This is a genomic window from Paenibacillus sp. J22P90 (assembly GCF_059692195.1).
This window is the reverse complement of the sequence record NZ_JCAUAY010000009.1, coordinates 203300-223029: the sequence shown is the minus strand read 5'-3', so window position 1 is coordinate 223029 and position 19730 is coordinate 203300. Positions and strand designations below refer to the sequence as shown.

General features: G+C 46.4%; 17 protein-coding genes, 16 tRNA genes and 1 rRNA gene. 30 read left to right on the top strand and 4 right to left on the bottom strand.

All coding sequences use genetic code 11. The features are described 5' to 3' along the window. The 22 genes from AC58UX_RS26560 to AC58UX_RS26455 form a co-directional block, all read left to right on the top strand. Positions 1–100, top strand: a 23S ribosomal RNA gene (locus AC58UX_RS26560); the annotation flags it as partial. A 78-nt stretch (positions 101–178) separates the two neighbouring features. Continuing rightward, positions 179–254: transfer RNA gene (locus AC58UX_RS26555), tRNA-Asn, on the top strand. A 3-nt stretch (positions 255–257) separates the two neighbouring features. After that, a tRNA-Ser gene (locus AC58UX_RS26550) sits at positions 258–349 on the top strand. A gap of 15 nt (positions 350–364) precedes the next feature. Beyond that, positions 365–439 (top strand) — tRNA-Glu (locus tag AC58UX_RS26545). Positions 440–452: 13 nt separating this feature from the next. Further along, positions 453–525: transfer RNA gene (locus tag AC58UX_RS26540), tRNA-Val, on the top strand. Between the two features lie 56 nt (positions 526–581). Next, a tRNA-Met gene (locus tag AC58UX_RS26535) sits at positions 582–658 on the top strand. Positions 659–670: 12 nt separating this feature from the next. Beyond that, positions 671–747: transfer RNA gene (locus AC58UX_RS26530), tRNA-Asp, on the top strand. A gap of 20 nt (positions 748–767) precedes the next feature. Beyond that, positions 768–843, top strand: a tRNA-Phe gene (locus AC58UX_RS26525). A gap of 16 nt (positions 844–859) precedes the next feature. Continuing rightward, a tRNA-Thr gene (locus AC58UX_RS26520) sits at positions 860–935 on the top strand. A gap of 9 nt (positions 936–944) precedes the next feature. After that, positions 945–1026 (top strand) — tRNA-Tyr (locus tag AC58UX_RS26515). Between the two features lie 12 nt (positions 1027–1038). After that, positions 1039–1112 (top strand) — tRNA-Trp (locus AC58UX_RS26510). A 25-nt stretch (positions 1113–1137) separates the two neighbouring features. Next, positions 1138–1210: transfer RNA gene (locus tag AC58UX_RS26505), tRNA-His, on the top strand. A 22-nt stretch (positions 1211–1232) separates the two neighbouring features. Next, positions 1233–1304, top strand: a tRNA-Gln gene (locus tag AC58UX_RS26500). Between the two features lie 8 nt (positions 1305–1312). Further along, positions 1313–1387 (top strand) — tRNA-Gly (locus tag AC58UX_RS26495). Between the two features lie 7 nt (positions 1388–1394). Further along, a tRNA-Cys gene (locus tag AC58UX_RS26490) sits at positions 1395–1468 on the top strand. Between the two features lie 13 nt (positions 1469–1481). Continuing rightward, a tRNA-Leu gene (locus AC58UX_RS26485) sits at positions 1482–1570 on the top strand. Positions 1571–1589: 19 nt separating this feature from the next. After that, positions 1590–1668: transfer RNA gene (locus tag AC58UX_RS26480), tRNA-Leu, on the top strand. A gap of 189 nt (positions 1669–1857) precedes the next feature. Further along, positions 1858–3621 (top strand): sensor histidine kinase, encoded by a 1764-nt coding sequence (locus AC58UX_RS26475; protein ID WP_497258340.1) that lies wholly within the window; start codon positions 1858–1860, stop codon positions 3619–3621. Next, positions 3614–5218, top strand: coding sequence for a response regulator (locus AC58UX_RS26470; protein WP_497258318.1), 1605 nt, complete (start codon positions 3614–3616; stop codon positions 5216–5218). The genes AC58UX_RS26475 and AC58UX_RS26470 overlap by 8 nt, the downstream gene beginning before the upstream one ends. A gap of 204 nt (positions 5219–5422) precedes the next feature. Then, the gene (locus tag AC58UX_RS26465; RefSeq protein ID WP_497258316.1) at positions 5423–6403 is read left to right on the top strand and encodes an ABC transporter permease; all 981 of its coding nucleotides are present in this window, start codon (positions 5423–5425) and stop codon (positions 6401–6403) included. A 15-nt stretch (positions 6404–6418) separates the two neighbouring features. Next, positions 6419–7366: a carbohydrate ABC transporter permease gene (locus AC58UX_RS26460; RefSeq protein ID WP_497258314.1), complete on the top strand. Its 948-nt coding sequence runs from the start codon at positions 6419–6421 to the stop codon at positions 7364–7366. Between the two features lie 75 nt (positions 7367–7441). After that, positions 7442–8992, top strand: a complete 1551-nt coding sequence (locus tag AC58UX_RS26455; protein WP_497258312.1) for an ABC transporter substrate-binding protein — start codon at positions 7442–7444, stop codon at positions 8990–8992. Positions 8993–9060: 68 nt separating this feature from the next. Here AC58UX_RS26455 and AC58UX_RS26450 read toward each other — a convergent pair whose 3' ends face one another. Further along, a complete protein-coding gene (locus AC58UX_RS26450; RefSeq protein ID WP_497258310.1) occupies positions 9061–9168 on the bottom strand; it encodes a YjcZ family sporulation protein in 108 nt (35 codons plus the stop codon). Between the two features lie 249 nt (positions 9169–9417). Between AC58UX_RS26450 and AC58UX_RS26445 the strand changes: the two genes are divergently transcribed. Then, positions 9418–10128 (top strand): class I SAM-dependent methyltransferase, encoded by a 711-nt coding sequence (locus AC58UX_RS26445; protein WP_497258308.1) that lies wholly within the window; start codon positions 9418–9420, stop codon positions 10126–10128. Between the two features lie 77 nt (positions 10129–10205). Then, positions 10206–11420 (top strand): ROK family protein, encoded by a 1215-nt coding sequence (locus tag AC58UX_RS26440; RefSeq protein WP_497258306.1) that lies wholly within the window; start codon positions 10206–10208, stop codon positions 11418–11420. Here AC58UX_RS26440 and AC58UX_RS26435 read toward each other — a convergent pair. After that, positions 11410–12204, bottom strand: coding sequence for an alpha/beta fold hydrolase (locus AC58UX_RS26435; protein ID WP_497258304.1), 795 nt, complete (start codon positions 12202–12204; stop codon positions 11410–11412). The two genes, AC58UX_RS26440 and AC58UX_RS26435, sit on opposite strands and share 11 nt — an antisense overlap. Positions 12205–12399: 195 nt before the next feature. Between AC58UX_RS26435 and AC58UX_RS26430 the strand changes: the two genes are divergently transcribed. The 6 genes from AC58UX_RS26430 (at position 12400) to AC58UX_RS26405 (ending at position 18106) form a co-directional block, all read left to right on the top strand. Next, the gene (locus tag AC58UX_RS26430) at positions 12400–12783 is read left to right on the top strand and encodes a hypothetical protein (protein ID WP_497258302.1); all 384 of its coding nucleotides are present in this window, start codon (positions 12400–12402) and stop codon (positions 12781–12783) included. A 198-nt stretch (positions 12784–12981) separates the two neighbouring features. Next, positions 12982–14307: a molybdopterin-dependent oxidoreductase gene (locus tag AC58UX_RS26425; RefSeq protein WP_497258300.1), complete on the top strand. Its 1326-nt coding sequence runs from the start codon at positions 12982–12984 to the stop codon at positions 14305–14307. A gap of 96 nt (positions 14308–14403) precedes the next feature. Beyond that, complete coding sequence (locus AC58UX_RS26420) at positions 14404–15048, top strand: MOSC domain-containing protein (RefSeq protein ID WP_497258298.1); 645 nt, start codon at positions 14404–14406, stop codon at positions 15046–15048. Beyond that, the gene (gene mobA / locus AC58UX_RS26415; protein WP_497258296.1) at positions 15048–15665 is read left to right on the top strand and encodes a molybdenum cofactor guanylyltransferase; all 618 of its coding nucleotides are present in this window, start codon (positions 15048–15050) and stop codon (positions 15663–15665) included. The genes AC58UX_RS26420 and mobA overlap by 1 nt, the downstream gene beginning before the upstream one ends. Positions 15666–15749: 84 nt before the next feature. Next, the gene (gene moaA, locus AC58UX_RS26410; RefSeq protein ID WP_497258294.1) at positions 15750–16754 is read left to right on the top strand and encodes a GTP 3',8-cyclase MoaA; all 1005 of its coding nucleotides are present in this window, start codon (positions 15750–15752) and stop codon (positions 16752–16754) included. Between the two features lie 29 nt (positions 16755–16783). Continuing rightward, positions 16784–18106, top strand: coding sequence for a molybdopterin molybdotransferase MoeA (locus AC58UX_RS26405; protein WP_497258292.1), 1323 nt, complete (start codon positions 16784–16786; stop codon positions 18104–18106). A gap of 576 nt (positions 18107–18682) precedes the next feature. Here AC58UX_RS26405 and AC58UX_RS26400 read toward each other — a convergent pair. Both AC58UX_RS26400 and AC58UX_RS26395 read right to left on the bottom strand, forming a co-directional pair. Next, positions 18683–18781, bottom strand: coding sequence for a YjcZ family sporulation protein (locus AC58UX_RS26400; RefSeq protein ID WP_497258290.1), 99 nt, complete (start codon positions 18779–18781; stop codon positions 18683–18685). A 155-nt stretch (positions 18782–18936) separates the two neighbouring features. Beyond that, positions 18937–19728, bottom strand: coding sequence for a stalk domain-containing protein (locus AC58UX_RS26395; RefSeq protein ID WP_497258288.1), 792 nt, complete (start codon positions 19726–19728; stop codon positions 18937–18939). Between the last annotated feature and the right edge of the window lie 2 nt (positions 19729–19730).

The following is a 19730-nucleotide window of genomic DNA, read 5'->3' as shown; positions in this document are numbered from 1 at the left end:
TATGTAAGACCCCTTGTAGACGACGAGGTTGATAGGTTCGAGGTGGAAGTGCGGTAACGTATGCAGCTGACGAATACTAATCGGTCGAGGGCTTAACCAAATTCCTAAGAGTAATACCTTACGTTGAGTTTCGTATCTAGTTTTCAAGGAATAATCCTTGAAAGATTCATGTTTTTATTCCCTGATAGCTCAGTTGGTAGAGCACTCGACTGTTAATCGAGTTGTCACAGGTTCGAGTCCTGTTCGGGGAGCCATATGGAGAGGTGTCCGAGCTGGCCGAAGGAGCACGATTGGAAATCGTGTAGGCGTCACAAGCGTCTCGAGGGTTCGAATCCCTCTCTCTCCGCCACAATCTTTCTAGCAAGGCCCGTTGGTCAAGTGGTTAAGACACCTCCCTTTCACGGAGGTAACAGGGGTTCGAGTCCCCTACGGGTCACCATTTTTACTCCCATGGAGGCTTAGCTCAGCTGGGAGAGCATCTGCCTTACAAGCAGAGGGTCGGCGGTTCGATCCCGTCAGCCTCCATCATTTTTCCTAATGCAAGACTTGATTTAATAGGAAACGTGACTTATACTTAATGACGCGGGGTGGAGCAGCCCGGTAGCTCGTCGGGCTCATAACCCGAAGGCCGCAGGTTCAAATCCTGCCCCCGCAACCAAATAATGAATGTGGAGCTGTGGTGTAGTGGCCTAACATGCCTGCCTGTCACGCAGGAGACCGCGGGTTCGAATCCCGTCAGCTCCGCCATTATCACATTCAATTAGTAAGGCTTTGTAGCTCAGTCGGTAGAGCAGAGGACTGAAAATCCTCGTGTCGGCGGTTCGATTCCGTCCAAAGCCACCATTTATAAACTAAATAAGCCGTTGTAGCTCAACTGGTAGAGCAACTGACTTGTAATCAGTAGGTTGGGGGTTCAAGTCCTCTCGACGGCACCATTGCTTTGTGGAGGCTTAGTGAAGTGGCTAAACACGGCAGACTGTAAATCTGCTCTCTTCGAGTTCGGTGGTTCGAATCCATCAGCCTCCATTTCCTTTATGCAGGGGCATAGTTTAAGGGTAGAACAAAGGTCTCCAAAACCTTTGGTGTGGGTTCAATTCCTGCTGCCCCTGCCAAAAATGCAAGAAACTTAATATTGTGGCGGTCGTGGCGAAGGGGTTAACGCACCGGTTTGTGGATCCGGCATTCGCGGGTTCAAGTCCCGTCGTCCGCCCATTATTACCAAAGCAACATAATGGGGATTAGCCAAGCGGTAAGGCAACGGACTTTGACTCCGTCATGCCAAGGTTCAAATCCTTGATCCCCAGTTTTATATGCGGAAGTGGCTCAGCGGTAGAGCATCGCCTTGCCAAGGCGAGGGTCGCGGGTTCGATCCCCGTCTTCCGCTCCATTTTTAAGGCGCCATAGCCAAGTGGTAAGGCAGAGCTCTGCAAAAGCTTTACCCCCAGTTCGAATCTGGGTGGCGCCTCCACAATCTCTTATTAGCCGGAGTGGCGGAATCGGCAGACGCACAGGACTTAAAATCCTGCGGTAGGTGACTACCGTACCAGTTCAAGTCTGGTCTTCGGCACCATTAGTTTTACAAAGTTTATGCCGGCATGGCGGAATGGCAGACGCGCTCGACTCAAAATCGAGTCCGAAAGGGTGGAGGTTCGAGTCCTCTTGCCGGTATAACGAAAGAGAAAGCCTATGAAATCATCTTGATTTCATAGGCTTTTTTTCTGTTCACTTTTGTGCAGAGAAGTATCTAAAATGCTATGTATATGTGCGATACAGATAGTAAAATAGGAGGGAAGTATTTACAATAGAAGTTCATATCTAACCTAAACGACAAATGAGGCGGGGAACCCTTTGAATATTGTGAATTCGGTCAGGTTTAAGATTTTTATTGGGTTTGTGTTAGTCGTTGGTCCCTTGGTCTTATTTTTGATATTTAACAATGTGTATTCGATGAATGTGGTAAGGGATCAAATTTCCCAAAACTATAGCAAGCTTTTGCAGCAATATGTGGAGGACACGGATAATACGCTCAAAGAATTCGATAACTATTTGTTTCATCTATATAGTGATCCTGATGTGATCAACATGAACTTGTATCCTTTGGAATCGGATGATTATGTGCTAGCGAAGCAGCGATTATTTAATAAATTAACCCGACAGCTGGATATTTACAATTTGGTTAATACGTTTTTTGTTTTTTCACCAACAACGGGTGATCTGTTGCTATCTACGAGAGAGAATACGTACTACTATGAACGCGTTCAGACGGTGAAGCAATTCATCGTTGAGAATTCGAAGACACGACCCAATGATAGCTCAAACGGGAACTGGCTGATTATGAAGGCACCGAATGGTGATAACTATTTGATGAAAATAAATAAGGACTTAGGTGCGGGGCTGTCGGGCGGAATTCTCATAAAAATGAGCAGTATGGTGGAGCCGCTAAGCAAGTGGGACACGGGCGAAGGTGGAGGAACTACCGTGGTGTCTCCAGATGGGGCTACGTTAACGAACAACTATTTTCCATTACAAAGGTACCAGAAGATAAGTGATCAGATTGCTCCTAAGAATACCGGTTTTCAAATTGTCAAAGACAGGGAGCTTGATCAGCAGTTTTTGATTGTACGCGAAGCTTCTTCTCATGCCGCTTTAGAGTTCGAGCTCATTATTGCGGAGAAAAATATGCTGCAGAATTTGCCCTATTTGCAGATGCTAATTTACTTTTTGCCATTAGGCGGAGCCTTCGTTCTAGGTATCTATCTCCTCTATGTCCAACGGATCCTATTCAAACCATTGATGCAATTAATTCGTGGTATGAGGAAGATTGCCCAAGGGGAGTTGTCGATTCGCTTGCATGAGGGCAGCTCGACGGAATTCGCTTTTCTGATCGCTACGTTTAACAACATGGTGGATCAGATTGAGAATTTGAAAATTTCGGTGTATGAGGAGAAGCTTCGCGTTCAGCAAGCGGAGTTTAAGCATTTGCAGGTGCAGATAAATCCTCACTTCTATATGAACAGTTTAAATATTATTTATAACCTCGCGGCGTTAAAGGACACGAAATCCGTTCAGAAGATGTCACTGCATCTGGCAGAATATTTCCGGTTTATTATGCGGACGAATCGAACAACGATGACGCTGAAAGATGAGATCGATCATATCCGTAACTATTTGGAAATTCAAGTGATGAGATATCCGGATCATTTGAAATTCGATATTCAATTGCCGGAGAGATATAGCCAATTTGCGATTCCACCATTGATTGTACAGCCATTTGTAGAGAATGCGGTGATCCATGGATTTACGAAGAAGTACGGCATGTATGAGATTCAAATCCACGCTGCTGCGGATCCGGAAGCACCTGATGAGTTCTTTCTTCTTTCCATCGGCGATAATGGGGAAGGGTTTCAACCAGAAATGCTGCAGCAACTAAATTCTGCGCAATATTTGGATCAATCGGGCGATGAGCATCTCGGGATTTGGAATGTACGGCATCGGTTGCAGATGAATTATGGAAACAATGTTGCTCTGAGATTTCTGAATAAGCCGGAGAGAGGGGCCTTAGTTCAAATTAGGCTGCCGCTTCATACCCCCATTGTGGAAGGGATCGATAAGGATGTTTAATTTATTGGTGGTCGATGACGAGAAGATTGCGGTAAAAGGCATAACCGTGGGGATCGATTGGGAAGCATTTCCGATTGGGAACATTTATGAAGCGCTGGATGTAAGTGAGGCGAAGCAGATTTTGACGGATCATCGTATCGACATCATGATATCAGATATTGAAATGCCAGGTAGCAATGGCTTGCAGCTGCAGGAGTGGGTACGCACGAATTCGCCGCAGACGGAAACGATTTTTCTGACAGGTCATGCGAACTTCGAATATGCCCAGCAGGCCGTTCGTTTAGGCAGCTTTGACTATGTGTTGAAGCCTGTGGACCATGATCGTTTGCAAGATATTGTGAAGCTAGCCATTGAGAAGATTAAAGAAGATCAGGAGCAGTTGGATTTTCATGAAACTTATAAAATGTATTATAGTCACTGGGTGAATGAGCTGCCGACTCTGGTGGAGAAGTTCTGGCAGGAGCTGCTGAGCGGGAAAATACCTGCAAATGAGGAGCGGTTGACTCGCAATTTTCAGATGTATGAAATTCCATTGGATATGACGAGCACGATTGTGCCAATCTTGATCAGTGTGGAGCATTGGAAGGAAGAATTGAACGCGAGAGACGAAGAGATCATGGAGTATGCGATTCGGAAAGCGGCGGCTGAAATCATTATTGTGGAGCAGCCAGGTTGTGTGATCCAAGAGAATGGCTCTACGTTAGTGTTGCTGTATGTGGCCGAAGGAAGCAATCCTTCTCTCTCTGAAATAAAAGCAAAATGCGAGGCTTATATTAACGCTTGCCATCGTTATTTTCAATGCAGCTTGTCCTGCTACATGGGCGATGTGACGCCTCTGCTGAAGCTGACGGCGAAGGTGGCTGATCTTTTTCATAGTGAACGAAATAATGTGACGAAGAGCAATTGTGTTTTGATGGATAATGAAACGGATCAACCGCATATGAATAAGCCGCAGGCGCCAACCTTTTCCGATTGGATCGTGTTGTTGGAGTCTGGAAAAAAGGCAGAGCTGATATCTCGCATTCAGGAAAATATTGATCGACTGCAGAAGACTGAAGATGTGGGTTCTGAAACCGTGGAGGCGTTCTATTATGGGCTGCTGCATGTGGTGTATCATGTTTTGCATAAGAAGGGATTAGCCGTTCATGATATGCTTCCTTCTCAAGAGCTGCAGGACTATGTGAGTGCGACACGTTCGTTAAATACGTTGCGGAATTGGGCCATACGGATCGCTACGGTTAGCTGTGACTATATGAATAGCCATCTTAAGGGCGTCTCAGCGGTTACGGCGAAGGTATGCCAATACATTGACGAACACATGGAGGAAGAGCTCAGCAGAGAGGAGCTGGCGGCCTCTGTGTACCTCAACCCAGCGTATTTATCACGATTATTTAAAAAAGAGACAGGGCTTTCGATTTCAGAATATAGTTTGAAGGTTCGTATGGAAAAAGCGAAGAAGCTGCTAGCGGAAACGAATGATAAGATCAGCTATGTGGCGGAGCAAACAGGGTATTCGCACTTTTCATTTTTCGCTAAGATGTTCAAGAAGTATTCGGGGCTTTCTCCGCAAGAGTATCGCAAAAACTTTCAAGGTTGAAGGATTTTAAGTCAGCATGCCAAAAGCTGCCCGTGGATGGGCAGCTTTTGACGTTTGAAAAGACAATTCATGCTCGAATGTCACAGAAGTGCTGATTCGGTCACTCCGAAGATAGAGAATTGCTTATAAAAACTTTACAATGAACCTATAGTAAAGAGGATAACTTTTAAGTGGATCCATCGGAAAGGGGAACACAGTGAACTTATGAGTGACACATCTAATGTTGCAGCAGTGAACCCAGTGAAGTTGAATAAAACAACGAAAGCAAAAACGGGTTTCCTATGGACGGTACGCAGGTACTGGATCTTCTATGTGATGATGGCGCCAGCAGCCTTGCTGCTTATCATTAACAACTACATTCCAATGGCGGGTGTTCTGATCGCCTTTAAGAATGTGAATTACACCAAAGGGATTCTGGCGAGTCCATGGGTGGGCTTCGATAACTTCAAGTATTTATTTTCCAGTGAGGTCGCATGGGTCATTACTCGAAATACGATTTCGTATAATCTCGTTTTTATCGTATTGAATTTAGTGATAGCGGTTGCAATGGCCATTATGTTTAATGAGATGCGCAGTAAATTTTTATCGAAGTTTCATCAAAGCACGATGTTTCTGCCCTTCTTTCTCTCCATGGTGTGTGTTGCTTATCTCGTGTATGCCTTCTTGGGAGCAGAGCATGGCTTCGTGAATACGGTGCTTTTGCCTAAGTTAGGTATTGAGCCGATTGACTGGTACACAGAGCCGAAATATTGGACAGTTATCCTACCGATCGTAAATACATGGAAGAACCTTGGTTATTACACGGTTATTTATATGGCCGCTATTATTGGGATTGATCATGAGTATTACGAAGCAGCTTTAATCGATGGAGCTAACAAATGGCAGCAAGTAAAGCGGATTACGATTCCACTGATTATGCCTGTCATGATTACGATGACACTGCTTCAAGTAGGGCGAATTTTCTACGCGGACTTCGGGTTATTTTTCCAAGTTACCAAGAATGCGGGCGCGTTATTTCCTACCACACAAGTTATTGATACGTATGTATATCAAACTTTCTTAACCATGGGAGATATCGGAATGTCGTCGGCAGCAGGCTTGTATCAAGCCGTTGTAGGCTTCCTGCTTGTACTAGTAACGAACTTATTCGTAAGAAAAGTGAGTAAAGAGAATGCACTATTCTAAGAAGGAGTGGCTGTCGTGAGTGAAGCAATTGCAGTTCGTAAACAACAGAGGATAGCCAAGAATCGAGGACCGAACGACCTATCACCTACAGCGAATTTGTTGGTTAACGTGTTCTTCTGGATCTATACCGCAGCATGTATAATGCCGCTTGTGTTGGTCATTATTGTATCCTTTTCCGATGAAAAGGGAGTTCTGATTCATGGTTATAATTTCATACCTGAGGCATGGAGCTTGGAAGCTTATAAGTTCATGTTCAAGGATTGGCATCAAATCTTACGCTCCTTCGGGATTTCAGTCTTCTTAGCAACGGTGGGAACAGCGATCAGTTTAGTGATGATGTCACTATATGCCTATCCCATCTCGCGAAGCGATTTTCCACATAAAAGCTTCTTCTCGTTCTTCATGTTTTTCACCATGCTGTTCAATGGGGGACTCGTTCCATGGTATCTCGTGTACACGCAGATGCTGGACTTGAAAAATACGATTGCAGCACTCATGCTGCCCTTGCTCGTATCCGCTTTCTTTGTTTTACTGCTTCGGACATTCTTTGCCAATTCGATTCCGATGCCTTTGATTGAAGCAGCAAAGATTGATGGTGCCGGTGAGATTCGGATTTTTAGCCAAATTATAATTCCGCTTTCCTTGCCTGTTCTAGCTTCCGTTGGCTTGTTTCAAGTGCTGAATTATTGGAATGACTGGTTTCTCAGTCTGGTGTTCATCTCAGGAAGCAAGAACATCAATCTACAGTTCATGATGTACAAAACGATGCTGGATATTCAGTTCCTAAGCTCGAATGTGCAGGCTAGTCAAGGGTTATCCCAAGCAGGGGGAATGCTTCAGCTTCCGACGGAAACAGTCCGTATGGCGATGGCTGTACTCGGAATAGGCCCGATCGTGTTCGCGTATCCATTCTTCCAGAAGTATTTTAAGAAAGGCTTGACGGTTGGCGCAATTAAAGGATAGTTAAACATGGCTTGTACCAGTTTAGGCTGGTTTAGCATATAGGAACAATTGAGAAAAAAGGGAGGCAATTCATCAATGAAAGCTTTGAAAATAAGCACTCTTTCACTTCTATCACTGACGTTTTCATTATCACTCACCTTGGCGGGCTGCTCGAAGAGCCCTACAGAAACAACTGCAAGCGCTACACCTGCTCCTGCATCAAGCACAGCTCCGGCTGCGACGAAAGCAGCAACATCGGATCTGAAGCCTTATGAGGTAAAGCTGGTGTACCCTGGGACGCCGCAACCAGATCAAGCTAAAGTTGAAGAAGCGATGAACAAGGTGTTGAAAGAAAAAATCAACGCAACGATTAAATTGATGCCAATCGACTGGGGTCAATGGGATAACAAAACGAACCTCATGATCGCATCCCGTGAAGAGTTCGATATCCTGTTCACTGCGCAATGGAATGGTCACGCTGTTAACGTAGGTAAAGGTGCGCTTATGCCGCTTAACGACCTGTTGACACAGCATGGGAAAGGAATCACAGATTCCTTGGACCCAGCATTCCTGCAAGGTGCTAAAATCAATGGCAAAAACTATGGTGTTCCTACGAATAAAGAGCTCGCAGCTTCTGGAGGCGTTGTATATCGTTCCGATATCGCGAAAGAGCTAGGCATCGATATGGCTGCTGTGAAAACGATGGCTGATCTAGGCAATGTTCTCAAAACAGTTAAAGAGAAAAAACCAGAAATGACTGCCTTCTTCCTACGCGATGGGGATAACCTGAATGCCCACTATTTAGCGCAATATGACTATCTAGGGGATAGCACGATTCCTGGTGTCATTATGAAGGATGGCTCCGATACGAAAGTCATTCCGAAGTGGGATCAACCGCGTTATAAAGAAATTTTGAAACTAACACGTGATTTTATGCAAAAAGGTTATATCAATAAAGATGCGGCTACGACGCAATTGTCTGGTCAAGATGCTTTGAAATCCGGTAATGTGTTCATGATTACATCCTCCTTGAAACCAGGCAAAGATAGCGAATTAGCAAATGCGACTAACTTGGTAGGCAAGCTTGGACAAATCGAGCTGACACCACGTACGATTTCTACTGGCGACACAGCAGGTTCCATGCTAGGTATTTCCGTAACGTCCAAGGACCCGGCTCGTACGATGATGGTCATTAACCTTTTGCACACGGATAAACAATTGAACAATTTAATTAACTTCGGTATTGAAGGTACGCACTACACGAAAGTGTCTGAGAACATTATTAAAGCAACAGACGCAGGTAAAAACTATGCACCAGGTGCTGCTTGGCAGTTCGGTAACCAATTCTTGAACTACTTGTACGATAATGAAGATCCGCAAAAGTGGGATAAATTCAAAGAGTTCAACAAAACAGGTAAGAAATCCCCTGGCCTTGGCTTTACTTTCGACTCTGAGCCTGTTAAAACACAAGTGGCTGCTGCAGTTAACGTAGGTAAAGAATTCGACGCTGCGATGGATACAGGTTCGGTGGACATGGATGCTTCCTTGCCGAAATATCAAGATAAAATGAAAGCTGCAGGCATTGATAAAATTATTGCTGAAAAGCAAAAACAATTGGATGCGTTCTTAGCAGCCTCGAAGAAATAATATGTAGAAGGAGCCAGGCTCAATCGAGCCTTGGCTCCTTTTCATTGTGGATAGACATATATGACTAATTACCAAGCATAAGTCATTGTTACGATAACAAGCAATACGAACAATACAAGAATAGCAGCAGCAGAAGTTCCACCATAACCAGCACCAGTACCTACAGCAACACCCATTTATGTCACCCCCCATCTCTAGGAATGCTCTTCCGCAGAAGCGAATGAGAGACAATACTATCCTATGGAGAGATGTCTCGATTTGCTTGGGTGTTTAGCCTAAATCCGCTCATGGGAGAGCTACTTTTAGGCTAGTGCCTGTTTTTTGAAAAAGAACGGGAGAAGTTGAACAAGTGACAGGAGCCTTCCATATGGTAGAAAAGAACGTAATGCCATTGCGGAGGTGTAGGGGCTATCGATTACCTGGATATGTTAGCGAAGCTCGGGATAGGAAACGCACATCCTGGAGGATTTGGAGAGACGGTCGAGCAATTGAAGAAATACCCGATAGAAAAAGGGAAAAGAGTGCTCGAGGTTGGCTGCGGAACAGGCAGAACGGCCTGTTATTTGGCAGAACAAGGTCTAGATGTCACAGCTGTTGATATTCGGCCTGAAATGATCAATAAAGCCAAAATTAGGGCAGAGAAGCAAGGCGTCCAGGTGAATTTTCTGATCGGGGATGTATGTCAGCTGCCTTTTGAGGACCATACTTTTGATGTAGTCATGGTAGAGTCGGTTACGAACTTTGCAGATGCGCAGAAAGCCGTATCGGAGTACTATCGTGTTTTAAAATCAGGAGGAACGCTGTACGATCGCGAAGTGATTAAAGTGAAAGAGATGACAACAGGCATCCACAGAGCTTTATGCAGCTTCTACGGGGTGAATAAGATCTATAAGCTGGAGGAATGGCAGGAGCTGTTCGAGACCAGCAACTTCACCGCAGTCACCTCAACGGGTATACATCCTTTCCCGCTTACGATGTTTGAAGATCAGGTTCAGCATCCAGATCCTGTTCATTTATCGGATCGCCAATCGTTCATGGATCCACGGGTATGGCAGATTACAGCGCGGTATGATGAGCTTGTTAGCAAATATCATCCGTATATGGGCTATTCCCTCATGATTGGCTCCAAAGAATAGGGATAGGAAAACTAGCAGGAGATTGGTTCCTAAATGGCGAATCATATGAGAAAGATTATCATTGGGGGCTGCTTCTTTTGAACGTAGAAGTCATTTCAGAACGAATTTCGAACCGTAAAGCCAAGGAAGTGTATGAGCTGATTACACGTCAAAAGACGGTTTCGAAAATAGATTTATTAGACCAAAGCGGCATGACAGTCTCGACATTGACGCGACTGTTAGAGGAGTTAACGAGCCAGGGACTCATCCTGGAATCCGGCTTTGGTGCATCTACGGGCGGGCGTAGGCCGATTTTATACGAAAAGAATCCGGCCTATGCTTATATATTTGGTTTGGAAATTTCCAGAACATTGTCCAAGTTGGTGCTTGTCGATCTAGGGATGAATAAGCTGGAGACCAAAAGCTGGGCAATGACAGAGGTTATGACTCCTGACGAGTTGATCCCCCTAATTGTTAGCGAAGCCAAGCGCATGTTAGATCAGCACGGTATTCAAGCAACGGAATTGCTGGGGATTGGAATCGGCGCAGTAGGGCCTGTAGACCGATTGTCAGGCGTTATTCTGGAGCCATCGTACTTTCCTGCACCTGGATGGAGACATGTGGACATTTGCCAGCGGCTGAGTCGGGAGCTGGGTATTCCTGCGTTGCTGGACAATGGAGCGAATACGGCCATTCTGGCTGAATCCTGGCATCAACGAACACGCAGCTTCAAGCACTTACTGTATATACATGCAGGCGTAGGCATACGGTCATCGATGGTATCGGAAGGGAAGGTCATCTATGGGGCTGTAGATATGGAAGGCTCTGTGGGGCAAATGATTATTCAGACCGATGGCGTTCCTCATCGGAACCGATCAGGCAATTATGGCGCCTTAGAATCCTATGCATCACTTTATGCCATAGAGAAGGCGGCGAAATCAGCCTTAAAGCAAGGGAGATCTACCGTGCTCGTACATATGGTTGAGGATCCTGAACAGGTGACTTACCAGCATATCATGGAGGCGCTCAAAAAAAATGATCCCCTGGCTGTGGAGATCATTACGGAGGCAGCTACTTATTTTGGGATCGGTCTGGCAAATTTATTAAATATTTTGCACCCAGAGAAAGTGATCATCGGAGGTCCATTGATTACAGGCGGGGAGCTGTTCTTTCAGACAGCAACCCAGGTTGCGATCCGCAGAACCTATTATTACCCCGCCTATCAGGTTATTTTCAGCAAAGGCCAGCTTGGCGATGAAGCACTTGCCATCGGTGCAGCCGTCATGGTCATGAATCAGCTGGTTAAGCTTTAACACCCTGCAGAAATGGTAGAAGCAGCGCATTGAAGGCTTCTGGTTTCTCCATAGGAGTTAGATGAGAAGCATCAGGGATTACCTGGAAGCTAGCCCCTTGAATTTGATCTGCCATCTTCTTCATGACATCCGGAGGGGCAATGGCATCCTGCTCGCCTGCAATAACGAGCGTCGGTACAGTGATGGAGCTCAGTAACGGCACCGAATCCTCGCGGAACGCCATCGCGATGCTGGCATGGACAAGCCCTTCGGCAGGCATGCTGTCCATGATCAGCTTGAGATTGTCGATGAGCTGAGGCTGATCTTGAACAGTAGCTGGTGTTACTAGTTTTGGCAGCATCGCATCTCGGGCTGCCGCGGCACCTTTATCATAAAGTGAAACGGCCATGTTCATGCGATTTTTGCGTCCTTCTGGCCCATCCGGCTCAGGACGCGTATTTGCAAGGATTAATGCTGAAAAGCGTTCAGGCGCTAGACGTAATAATGCGAAAGCCACATAGCCACCCATGGAGAAGCCTCCGAGGGTGGCTTTTTGTATCCCTAATTCGTCCATGAGAGCGAGAATATCTTGGGCATATTGACTCAGGGACATCGGCGTGAGGGGGAGTTGAGATTGCCCCATACCTCGGAAGTCAGGCGCAAGTATACGGAAGTGAGGTGACAAGGTTTCAACCGGAGCTTGCCACATGCGATGATCCAGCGGAAAACCATGAAGCAGGATAACAGGGGCTCCCTGACCTTGATCTTGAACGAATATTTCTGCTCCGTTTACGTGTTTTTTCATCATTTTTCACCCTCCATGGACCTAAATTTGACCTAAATTTGAAAAAAATATCGAAAAAGTTATGTCTTCATACTTTCATTATGGTTAACTCATACTTACTTAACATTTCATTGCTATTCTCTGATTATACCTTTAGTGCTTAACCAAGAACAGGCATTATGAAACATACATATCTACGAAAAGGGGTTTGTTGAGATGACGAAAAAACCATGGTCCACCCAAGAGCTGGACAAACTAATTCGCCTTTCCTCGGAGTGTCCGCCAGTTGTCATTGCTAGAGAATTGTCACGTCCTGTCACATCGGTTCGAAAAAAAATGCGTGAAATGGGCGTCAGCTACGTATCGGGTGAGCAATGGAAAAAAAGTCAAATTCAATACCTGATTTCGGATGAAGGCTCCTCTTACAAAAACAAACATAAGTTAACGCAAGAATCGAGTGAAAATGGATTTGAATCGCCTGTGCTAGATGAGTTCTGGACAACCCTTGTGAAAATGGCTCGCGTAGCTAAAAAGAGGGGGAAACGGGTCGATGTCCTGTCCTTTATCGATACATACCGCAAGATTCGGATTGGCGGCTAATTTCATATATATAAACCATTGAAGGTTAAATCCCGTGACGACGTGATTTGACCTTTTTCTTTTTGTTAGGAGGTCGGAAAATAAAAAAACACAAAGTTGAACGAAATAAATTTATCCATCATTAAACCATTTTTAAGGTTCATGCGTTATCATAGAGGTAGACCGATATGTAACGTATTGTGAGAAGGATGTGGCGAGGTGGAGTCAAAAAGAGGCTGGTTGAAGCAGTCTTTTGGAAAGCGGTTAAATGCCCTACATAGCTGGAATGCTTGGATTTTGCTGCTTTTGACGGTGACGGGGATTGTGCTGAGTATTGGAGCCATTCGCGGGGATCTAGGAAGCTTTCGCGTGACGCTCAAACAGCTTCATATTTATTTAGGCGTCGCATCAGTTTTGCTCATGATTTTGTATGCGCCAATGATCCGCAAGCATTGGCGTCAAATTCGCGCGCGCCGCAACCAACGCGCGAATCTGGTGTTTGTTCTGGCGCTGCTGATCGGGTGGGCCGCATCAGGCGTGATTCTGTGGCAGTTCCGGCACATGCCACCGGCTTTGAACAACGCGGCACTCCTTGTGCATGACCTGCTTACCTGGGTCGGAGTGCCGTATGCCCTTTATCATGCCATCTCGCGCAGCAGATGGCTGAAGCGCCAGCAGCGGCTGGAGCAGGCAGCTGCTAGTAGACCGTCCGCTGCTGCGAGCGTCGCAGCGGAGGCGGGGCAAGGGCCTGTGGCGACTGCGGACGCCACAGGAGGGCGCACAGCAGCGCAGGCGGTTATCGCCGCGCTGAAGGAGTCGCCGATCACACGCGCCTCCTTCCTGCGACTCGTCGCAGGAGGGGTGCTCGTGATCGCGATCGGACCCGCCTTTTATCGCTGGATAAAAGGCGCATTCGATACCGGCGGGTCGCAGACCGCCGAGTATGTGGCCAGCGACGGCAATCGCATGCTGCCGCCGCCGGAGCCGTTGCCCGACTCCGCCGCTGTCGTAGGCGGAGGGGCGAAAGGGAATTTCCGTATCTACACGGTGACGGAAATTCCGGCTTTTTCATCAGAGACATGGAAATTCGCGATTTCCGGTCTCGTGGATAATCCCAGTGCGTGGAACTGGGAGCAGTTCCTGAAGCTGAAGCGTACGGTTCAGGTCAGTGATTTTCACTGTGTGACGGGATGGTCTGTGTACCAATGCACGTGGGAAGGGATTCCATTGAAACAGTTGCTGGCGGCAGCGGGTGTTCAAGCTTCGGCTAAATTTGTGAAATTTTATTCAGGCGATAAAGTGTATACGGATGCACTTTCGTTGAGTCAGGCCAATGCAGACGATATTATGGTCGCTGTATTACTGGATGGGAAGCCGATTCCACAGCAATTAGGTGGACCCGTGAGGCTGATTGTCCCGAAGATGTATGCGTATAAATCAGTGAAATGGCTGCAAGGCATTGAGTTGATAGAGAAGGAGCATATGGGCTACTGGGAAGTGCGAGGCTATGATAACGATGCTTGGGTTGGCACTTCGAATGGGTAGACTAAGCAGGTTGGGTAGAAGCGGGAACTGACTTTTCGTAAGTATTTTGGTATAGTAAGGGCAAAGAATCCTGTTCGGAAATGAGGGACATTTGCCATGCAAATTACATCTTTAAACGTGGGGTTACCCCAAACGATTGAATATCAAGGCAAAGAGCTGACCACGGGGATTTATAAGACGCCGGTCAGCTCCTCTTTGTTTGTATCAAAGATGCAAATAGACGGGGACGGGCAGGCTGACCTGACGGTTCACGGGGGTGTCGATAAAGCGATCTGTGTATATCCCGAAGAGCACTATGCTTACTGGGAAAATATTAGGGGTCATAAGCTTGAAGCCGCAACCTTTGGTGAAAATCTCACGATTCGCGGTCTGCAGGAGCATGAGCTGTGTATTGGGGATACGTTTGCCATTGATGAGGTTATCGTTCAAGTGTCGCAGCCCAGACAGCCTTGTCATAAGCTAGCAAAGCGCATGGATTGGCCAGAAGCCACCTTAAAGGTGCAAGAAACTGGCTTTACGGGGTATTATTTTCGAGTGTTAAAAGAGGGAGTCATCTCGCCAGGTTCACAGATGAGACTGGTTGCTAGAGATGAAGCGGGTGTGACGGTTGCGTTCGCTAATCAGATCAAGTATCACGATAAGAATAATCTTGAAGGGGTTAAAAGAGTGCTTACCGCAAATGCGTTATCTGCCAGCTGGACAAAATCTTTTCAGAAGCGATTGGCGGAGCTTGAGGCATGATGACGGGCGTTATTTTGGCTGGAGGCTTGAATCGCCGTATGGGGGGAAAGGTTAAGGCTCTTTTGCCTGTTCAGGGGGAAGCTATACTTGTAAGACAAATGAAGGAAATGTCCCGCGCGTGTGAGCAAATCATTGTGGTAACGAATGAAATAGAGGTCTTACAGCCATTACTTTTGCTTGCAGAAGCAGAGGGGATAAACGTGCAGTGTGTTAGCGACCACTATATTCAAAAAGGCCCTTTGAGCGGTATTCATGTTGCCTCCCGCGTCGCACTTGCGTCTCATTTATGGATTGTCGGCTGCGATATGCCGTTCATCTCTGCAGATGCCGCTAAAGTGATGGTAGAGCTATGCCGAGAGTCTAACGTGGATGCGGTTATTCCAGAGTTAGAAGGTCGTCTGCATCCCCTTCATGGAGTTTATGCCAGAGAAGTTGGGCCTGAGGCCGAACTGCTGCTGCAACAACAAAACTATCGCTTGATGGGGCTGCTTGAGCATCTGGATTGGCAGTCCATGGGGACGGATGATTTCGAGGAACGCGGACTCCGTACAAATTTTGCGACGAATATTAATACACCAGAAGAATATGAAATGATGTTAGATAATCTATCATTATAGTTGGTTTTTTTGGGAAAATGCTATGAAATCTAGGATTTTGTCAGAAAATATGCCATAATGGACAGAGAGAGAAGGTGAACACCTATGCCAAAACTGCTAATGGATCGTTTTGGGCGGATGCATGATTACCTGCGCATCTCAGTGACAGATCGTTGTAATTTGCGTTGTGTATATTGTATGCCGGAAGAAGGCATGGAATTTGAGCCGGATGAGAAGTTGTTAACTTTTGAGGAAATAACAGAGATCGTCCGTGTATTAGCTGGACTTGGTGTTCGCAAATTGCGATTAACCGGCGGAGAGCCACTGGTACGTAGAAACCTAGAGCAGCTAATCGGCATGCTATCACAGATTCCGGGCATTGAAGATATAGCCTTAACGACGAATGGGATTTACTTTGCATCGCGGGCTGAAAAGCTTCGAGCAGCAGGGTTAACGCGTGTCAATATTAGCTTGGATTCACTAAAAGCGGATCGTTTCTCATTGATCACGCGTGGCGGGGATATTCGGCGCGTATTGGCCGCTATTGAAGAAGCTTATCGTGTAGGCATTACGCCGATTAAGCTGAATGTTGTGTTAATGAAAGGCATTAACGATGATGAAATCGCTGATTTTTTACAAATGACGATTGATCGCCCGATTCAGGTGCGATTTATAGAATATATGCCGATCGGTCATCAAGATGAGGATTGGAAAAGCCGTTACCTTTCGCTTACGACAGTTCTAGAACGTTGCAAGGAAATGGGCTGGGAGGCGAAAGCTTCCGACGCGGTTTATGGTAATGGCCCTGCACAAAACTATCGCATTGAGGGTGCATTAGGTTCTTTCGGTCTGATTCATCCGATCAGCGATCACTTCTGTGAAACCTGCAATCGACTGCGACTGACGGCAGATGGGAATATCAAGCCATGTTTATATTGGTCGGATGAATTTAATGTGCGAAAATATATCGGTGATGATGCTGCGGTGGAAGATTTGTTCTTCCGTGCGCTGGATATCAAACCACAAAATCATGAGATGGCTCAGGCTTTGATGAATGAGGAACAGTCGCATACACCAACTGTTCGTAGAATGTCGCAAATCGGCGGCTAGCTAGAGGGCATGGGAGGCATCGGAAGCACGTGAAGCAAGCGAATAGCGAAATCAAGCATCGGAAGCAAGGTAACAGCGAGATGAACCATGGGAAGCAAGGTAATAGCGAAATGAGCCTAAGGTTTGGCCGTCACGTTGTATCCGTTGAGGAGGCGCGTGCTGCACTTTTTGGGTACGTTAAACCCATGGAAACGGAGATTGTTTCGCTGCAGGCGTCCTTTGGCAGACGATTAGCGAAGGACATTTATGCGGATCATGCTGTACCGCATTTTCGCAGATCGGGTGTGGATGGGTATGCGGTTCGCTCCCAGGATATCGCTGAGGCGACGCCGGATGCTCCGACTGTTCTTCATGTGATCGAGAGAATTCCAAGCGGTACGATGCCTCAGCAGACGATTCGGATAGGAACTGCCGCGCGGATTATGACGGGAGCTCCGGTTCCGGATGGTGCAGATGCCGTAGTGATGCTGGAGATGACGGATTCCTTGTCAACTGACGACGCCAAGGTGAGGATTAAGAAGAATGTGCAAGCGGCGAGTAATATTACGCCAATTGCAGGTGAAGTTGCCCGCGGAGAGCTCGTGATCGCACGAGGAACTCGGATTGGTCCAGGGGAAGCCGCGATTTTGGCGACTTTCGGATTCGCAGAGGTTGAGGTGTACCGAAAGCCTAGGGTGGCTATTTTTTCAACGGGATCAGAGCTTCTACATGTCGAACAGGAACTCCAACCAGGTAAAATACGCAACAGTAACAGCTACATGCTGGCGGCTCAAGTGGAAGCTATTGGGGGATCAGCTCTAATCATGCCGGCACTATCGGATGATCCTCAGCAGGTGGAGGCTTCACTGGAGGCCGTGATGGTTGATGTCGATCTTATTCTAACGTCAGGCGGCGTCTCTGTTGGCGATTACGATGTCCTTGTTGATCTATTCGGTCGATTCGACGGAAAGTTACTTTTTAATAAAGTAGCGATGCGACCAGGTACGCCAACGAGTGCTGCACTATGGCGAGGAAAGCTGCTACTAGCGCTGTCCGGTAATCCGGGAGCATCGTTTGTTGGATTCGAGCTTTTTGCTAAGCCTGTCATTCACGCGATGTTGGGCAACCAGCATCCTGTGGCGGAAGAGTTTACAGCCTTTTTGGATGTTCCATACGATAAACCCTCTGCCTATCCACGTTATATTCGTGGGACAACGCGCATCGAAGCAGGTACCCTATGGGTCAAACCAGCAGGTATTGATAAGTCGAGCATCATGGTGTCGATCAAAGATGCGGATTGCTTGATTTGGTTGCCAGCAGGTGGACAGGGTTTTCGGCGCGGGGATTGTGTGAAGGTTTATGGGACTAGATGATGTAGAGATAGTAGTGAGAGATAACAACGAAACAGCAACGAGATAACAAAGTGGACTTTTACTTTTTACGTGGAATTATAAATGATATATTATCGAACGATTGGCGCCACAAGTAACCTTCTGATAGGAGGTTACTTGTGGCTTTTTTTGTTGAGTAGCTAAGGTTTGGAGGCTGAAGGGGGCGGTGGGAGTAGATAGGTAGAAACTGCCGTTAGTTCGATTTATCCGAACTAAATTGGGGACTTCAATCTAAAATTGGGAAATAGTTCGATTCTGCCGATCTATTTCCCGGTTTTTCAGGCGAGTGGGTTGTTATTGGCGATTTAGTTCGGTTATTTAGGTAGGACTAATCGAGAAAAGATGGTGCGGATGGGGGGATTAGTTCGGTAAATTTGGACTAAAGTGGGAACGGGAAGAGGAAAGGAGCTTAAACTCGCAAGCCGCGGCTCCCTAGCCTCGTTCCTGCTAGGCTCCCTAGACCCGTCCCAGCTGCTCACGAAATAAAACCCACCTGCCAAAGCTCTAAAGAGCTTTAACAGGCGGGCTATTTGTATAAAGCGAGTTGGGGTATAAGTCCTAGTAGAAAGTAGCAAGAATGATGACCAACAACACATAAAGAACAAGAATTACGCCCACAGAATTTCCGTATCCTGGCGTTCCAACTACAGCTGACATAGTATCCCCTCCGGTTTTTAATTAATATGGGTTAAACACTATATATCATATGAAGGCGGGAGCCCCGGTGATTGGACGAATGCCCTCTTTTCATGGGAACATTCACCTACGACAAAAAGCTGCGCTTGAGAAATTTCTCAAGGCAGCTTCTTTATTTAATTTGGCAGGTGATACACTTTAATTTTTTGAATGCCAAAGCTTCGTAGGGATTTTCTTGAACCTGGGATGAAGATATCCATTCGGTTTCCTTTAATAGCTCCACCGGTATCCGTCGCATACACGTACATGCCCCCAGTAGGAAGACCGCTATACGAATAACCTTCAATATAAAGCTTAGTGCCTAGTGGAATAACGTTTGGATCAACAGCAACGGTGCCGATCGCAAGGGGGTTGCCCATGTAATCAAAGGCTCCGTAACCGCCATTTTCGGAAGGATCTGCTGAATAAGCGGTAGATTCAAAAATTTCATAGTCTGGCGCATGATTGCCGCCATCTTTGCTTAGGATCGCTAGATTGCTGCTGGCATCCCATTTTACAGGAATTCCTGCGGCTGTTGAAAGAAAACGAAGAGGCACATAAACGCGTCCATTTTGAAATTGGGAAGCTCCATCTAGGACAACAGGTTCGTTGTCGATGCTGGCTTCTTTTTGACCGGATACCAAGGAAATCGTATGTTTGTCGTTATTTAGGGTTACTTTGATTTGATTTCCGTCTTTTTGCCAGTTCACGGTATATCCTAGCTTCTCGGTTACGAACCGAAGCGGAACTTGGGTCGTTTGGTTGCCATCCAGAAATGGCTGTGCATCAGGAAAATGAATCAGGTCATCATTGACTTGCACTTTCACTTTCATCTCTGCTGCTTGCACGGAAAATGGGGAAAGAAAGCCCCCTGCCAATACTGCTAGTGACACAGCAAGGCTAGTTAGCCCTTTGGTAAGCTTATTCAATT

What these genes read in the sequence shown, in the direction of transcription:
- AC58UX_RS26470 (WP_497258318.1), top strand. Translation starts at nt 3,614, where the DNA reads ATGTTTAATTTATTGGTGGTCGATGACGAGAAGATTGCGGTAAAAGGC.
- AC58UX_RS26465 (WP_497258316.1), top strand. Translation starts at nt 5,423, where the DNA reads ATGAGTGACACATCTAATGTTGCAGCAGTGAACCCAGTGAAGTTGAAT.
- AC58UX_RS26455 (WP_497258312.1), top strand. Translation starts at nt 7,442, where the DNA reads ATGAAAGCTTTGAAAATAAGCACTCTTTCACTTCTATCACTGACGTTT.
- AC58UX_RS26450 (WP_497258310.1), bottom strand. Translation starts at nt 9,168, where the DNA reads ATGGGTGTTGCTGTAGGTACTGGTGCTGGTTATGGTGGAACTTCTGCT.
- AC58UX_RS26445 (WP_497258308.1), top strand. Translation starts at nt 9,418, where the DNA reads ATGTTAGCGAAGCTCGGGATAGGAAACGCACATCCTGGAGGATTTGGA.
- AC58UX_RS26435 (WP_497258304.1), bottom strand. Translation starts at nt 12,204, where the DNA reads ATGAAAAAACACGTAAACGGAGCAGAAATATTCGTTCAAGATCAAGGT.
- AC58UX_RS26430 (WP_497258302.1), top strand. Translation starts at nt 12,400, where the DNA reads ATGACGAAAAAACCATGGTCCACCCAAGAGCTGGACAAACTAATTCGC.
- AC58UX_RS26420 (WP_497258298.1), top strand. Translation starts at nt 14,404, where the DNA reads ATGCAAATTACATCTTTAAACGTGGGGTTACCCCAAACGATTGAATAT.
- mobA (WP_497258296.1), top strand. Translation starts at nt 15,048, where the DNA reads ATGACGGGCGTTATTTTGGCTGGAGGCTTGAATCGCCGTATGGGGGGA.
- moaA (WP_497258294.1), top strand. Translation starts at nt 15,750, where the DNA reads ATGCCAAAACTGCTAATGGATCGTTTTGGGCGGATGCATGATTACCTG.
- AC58UX_RS26400 (WP_497258290.1), bottom strand. Translation starts at nt 18,781, where the DNA reads ATGTCAGCTGTAGTTGGAACGCCAGGATACGGAAATTCTGTGGGCGTA.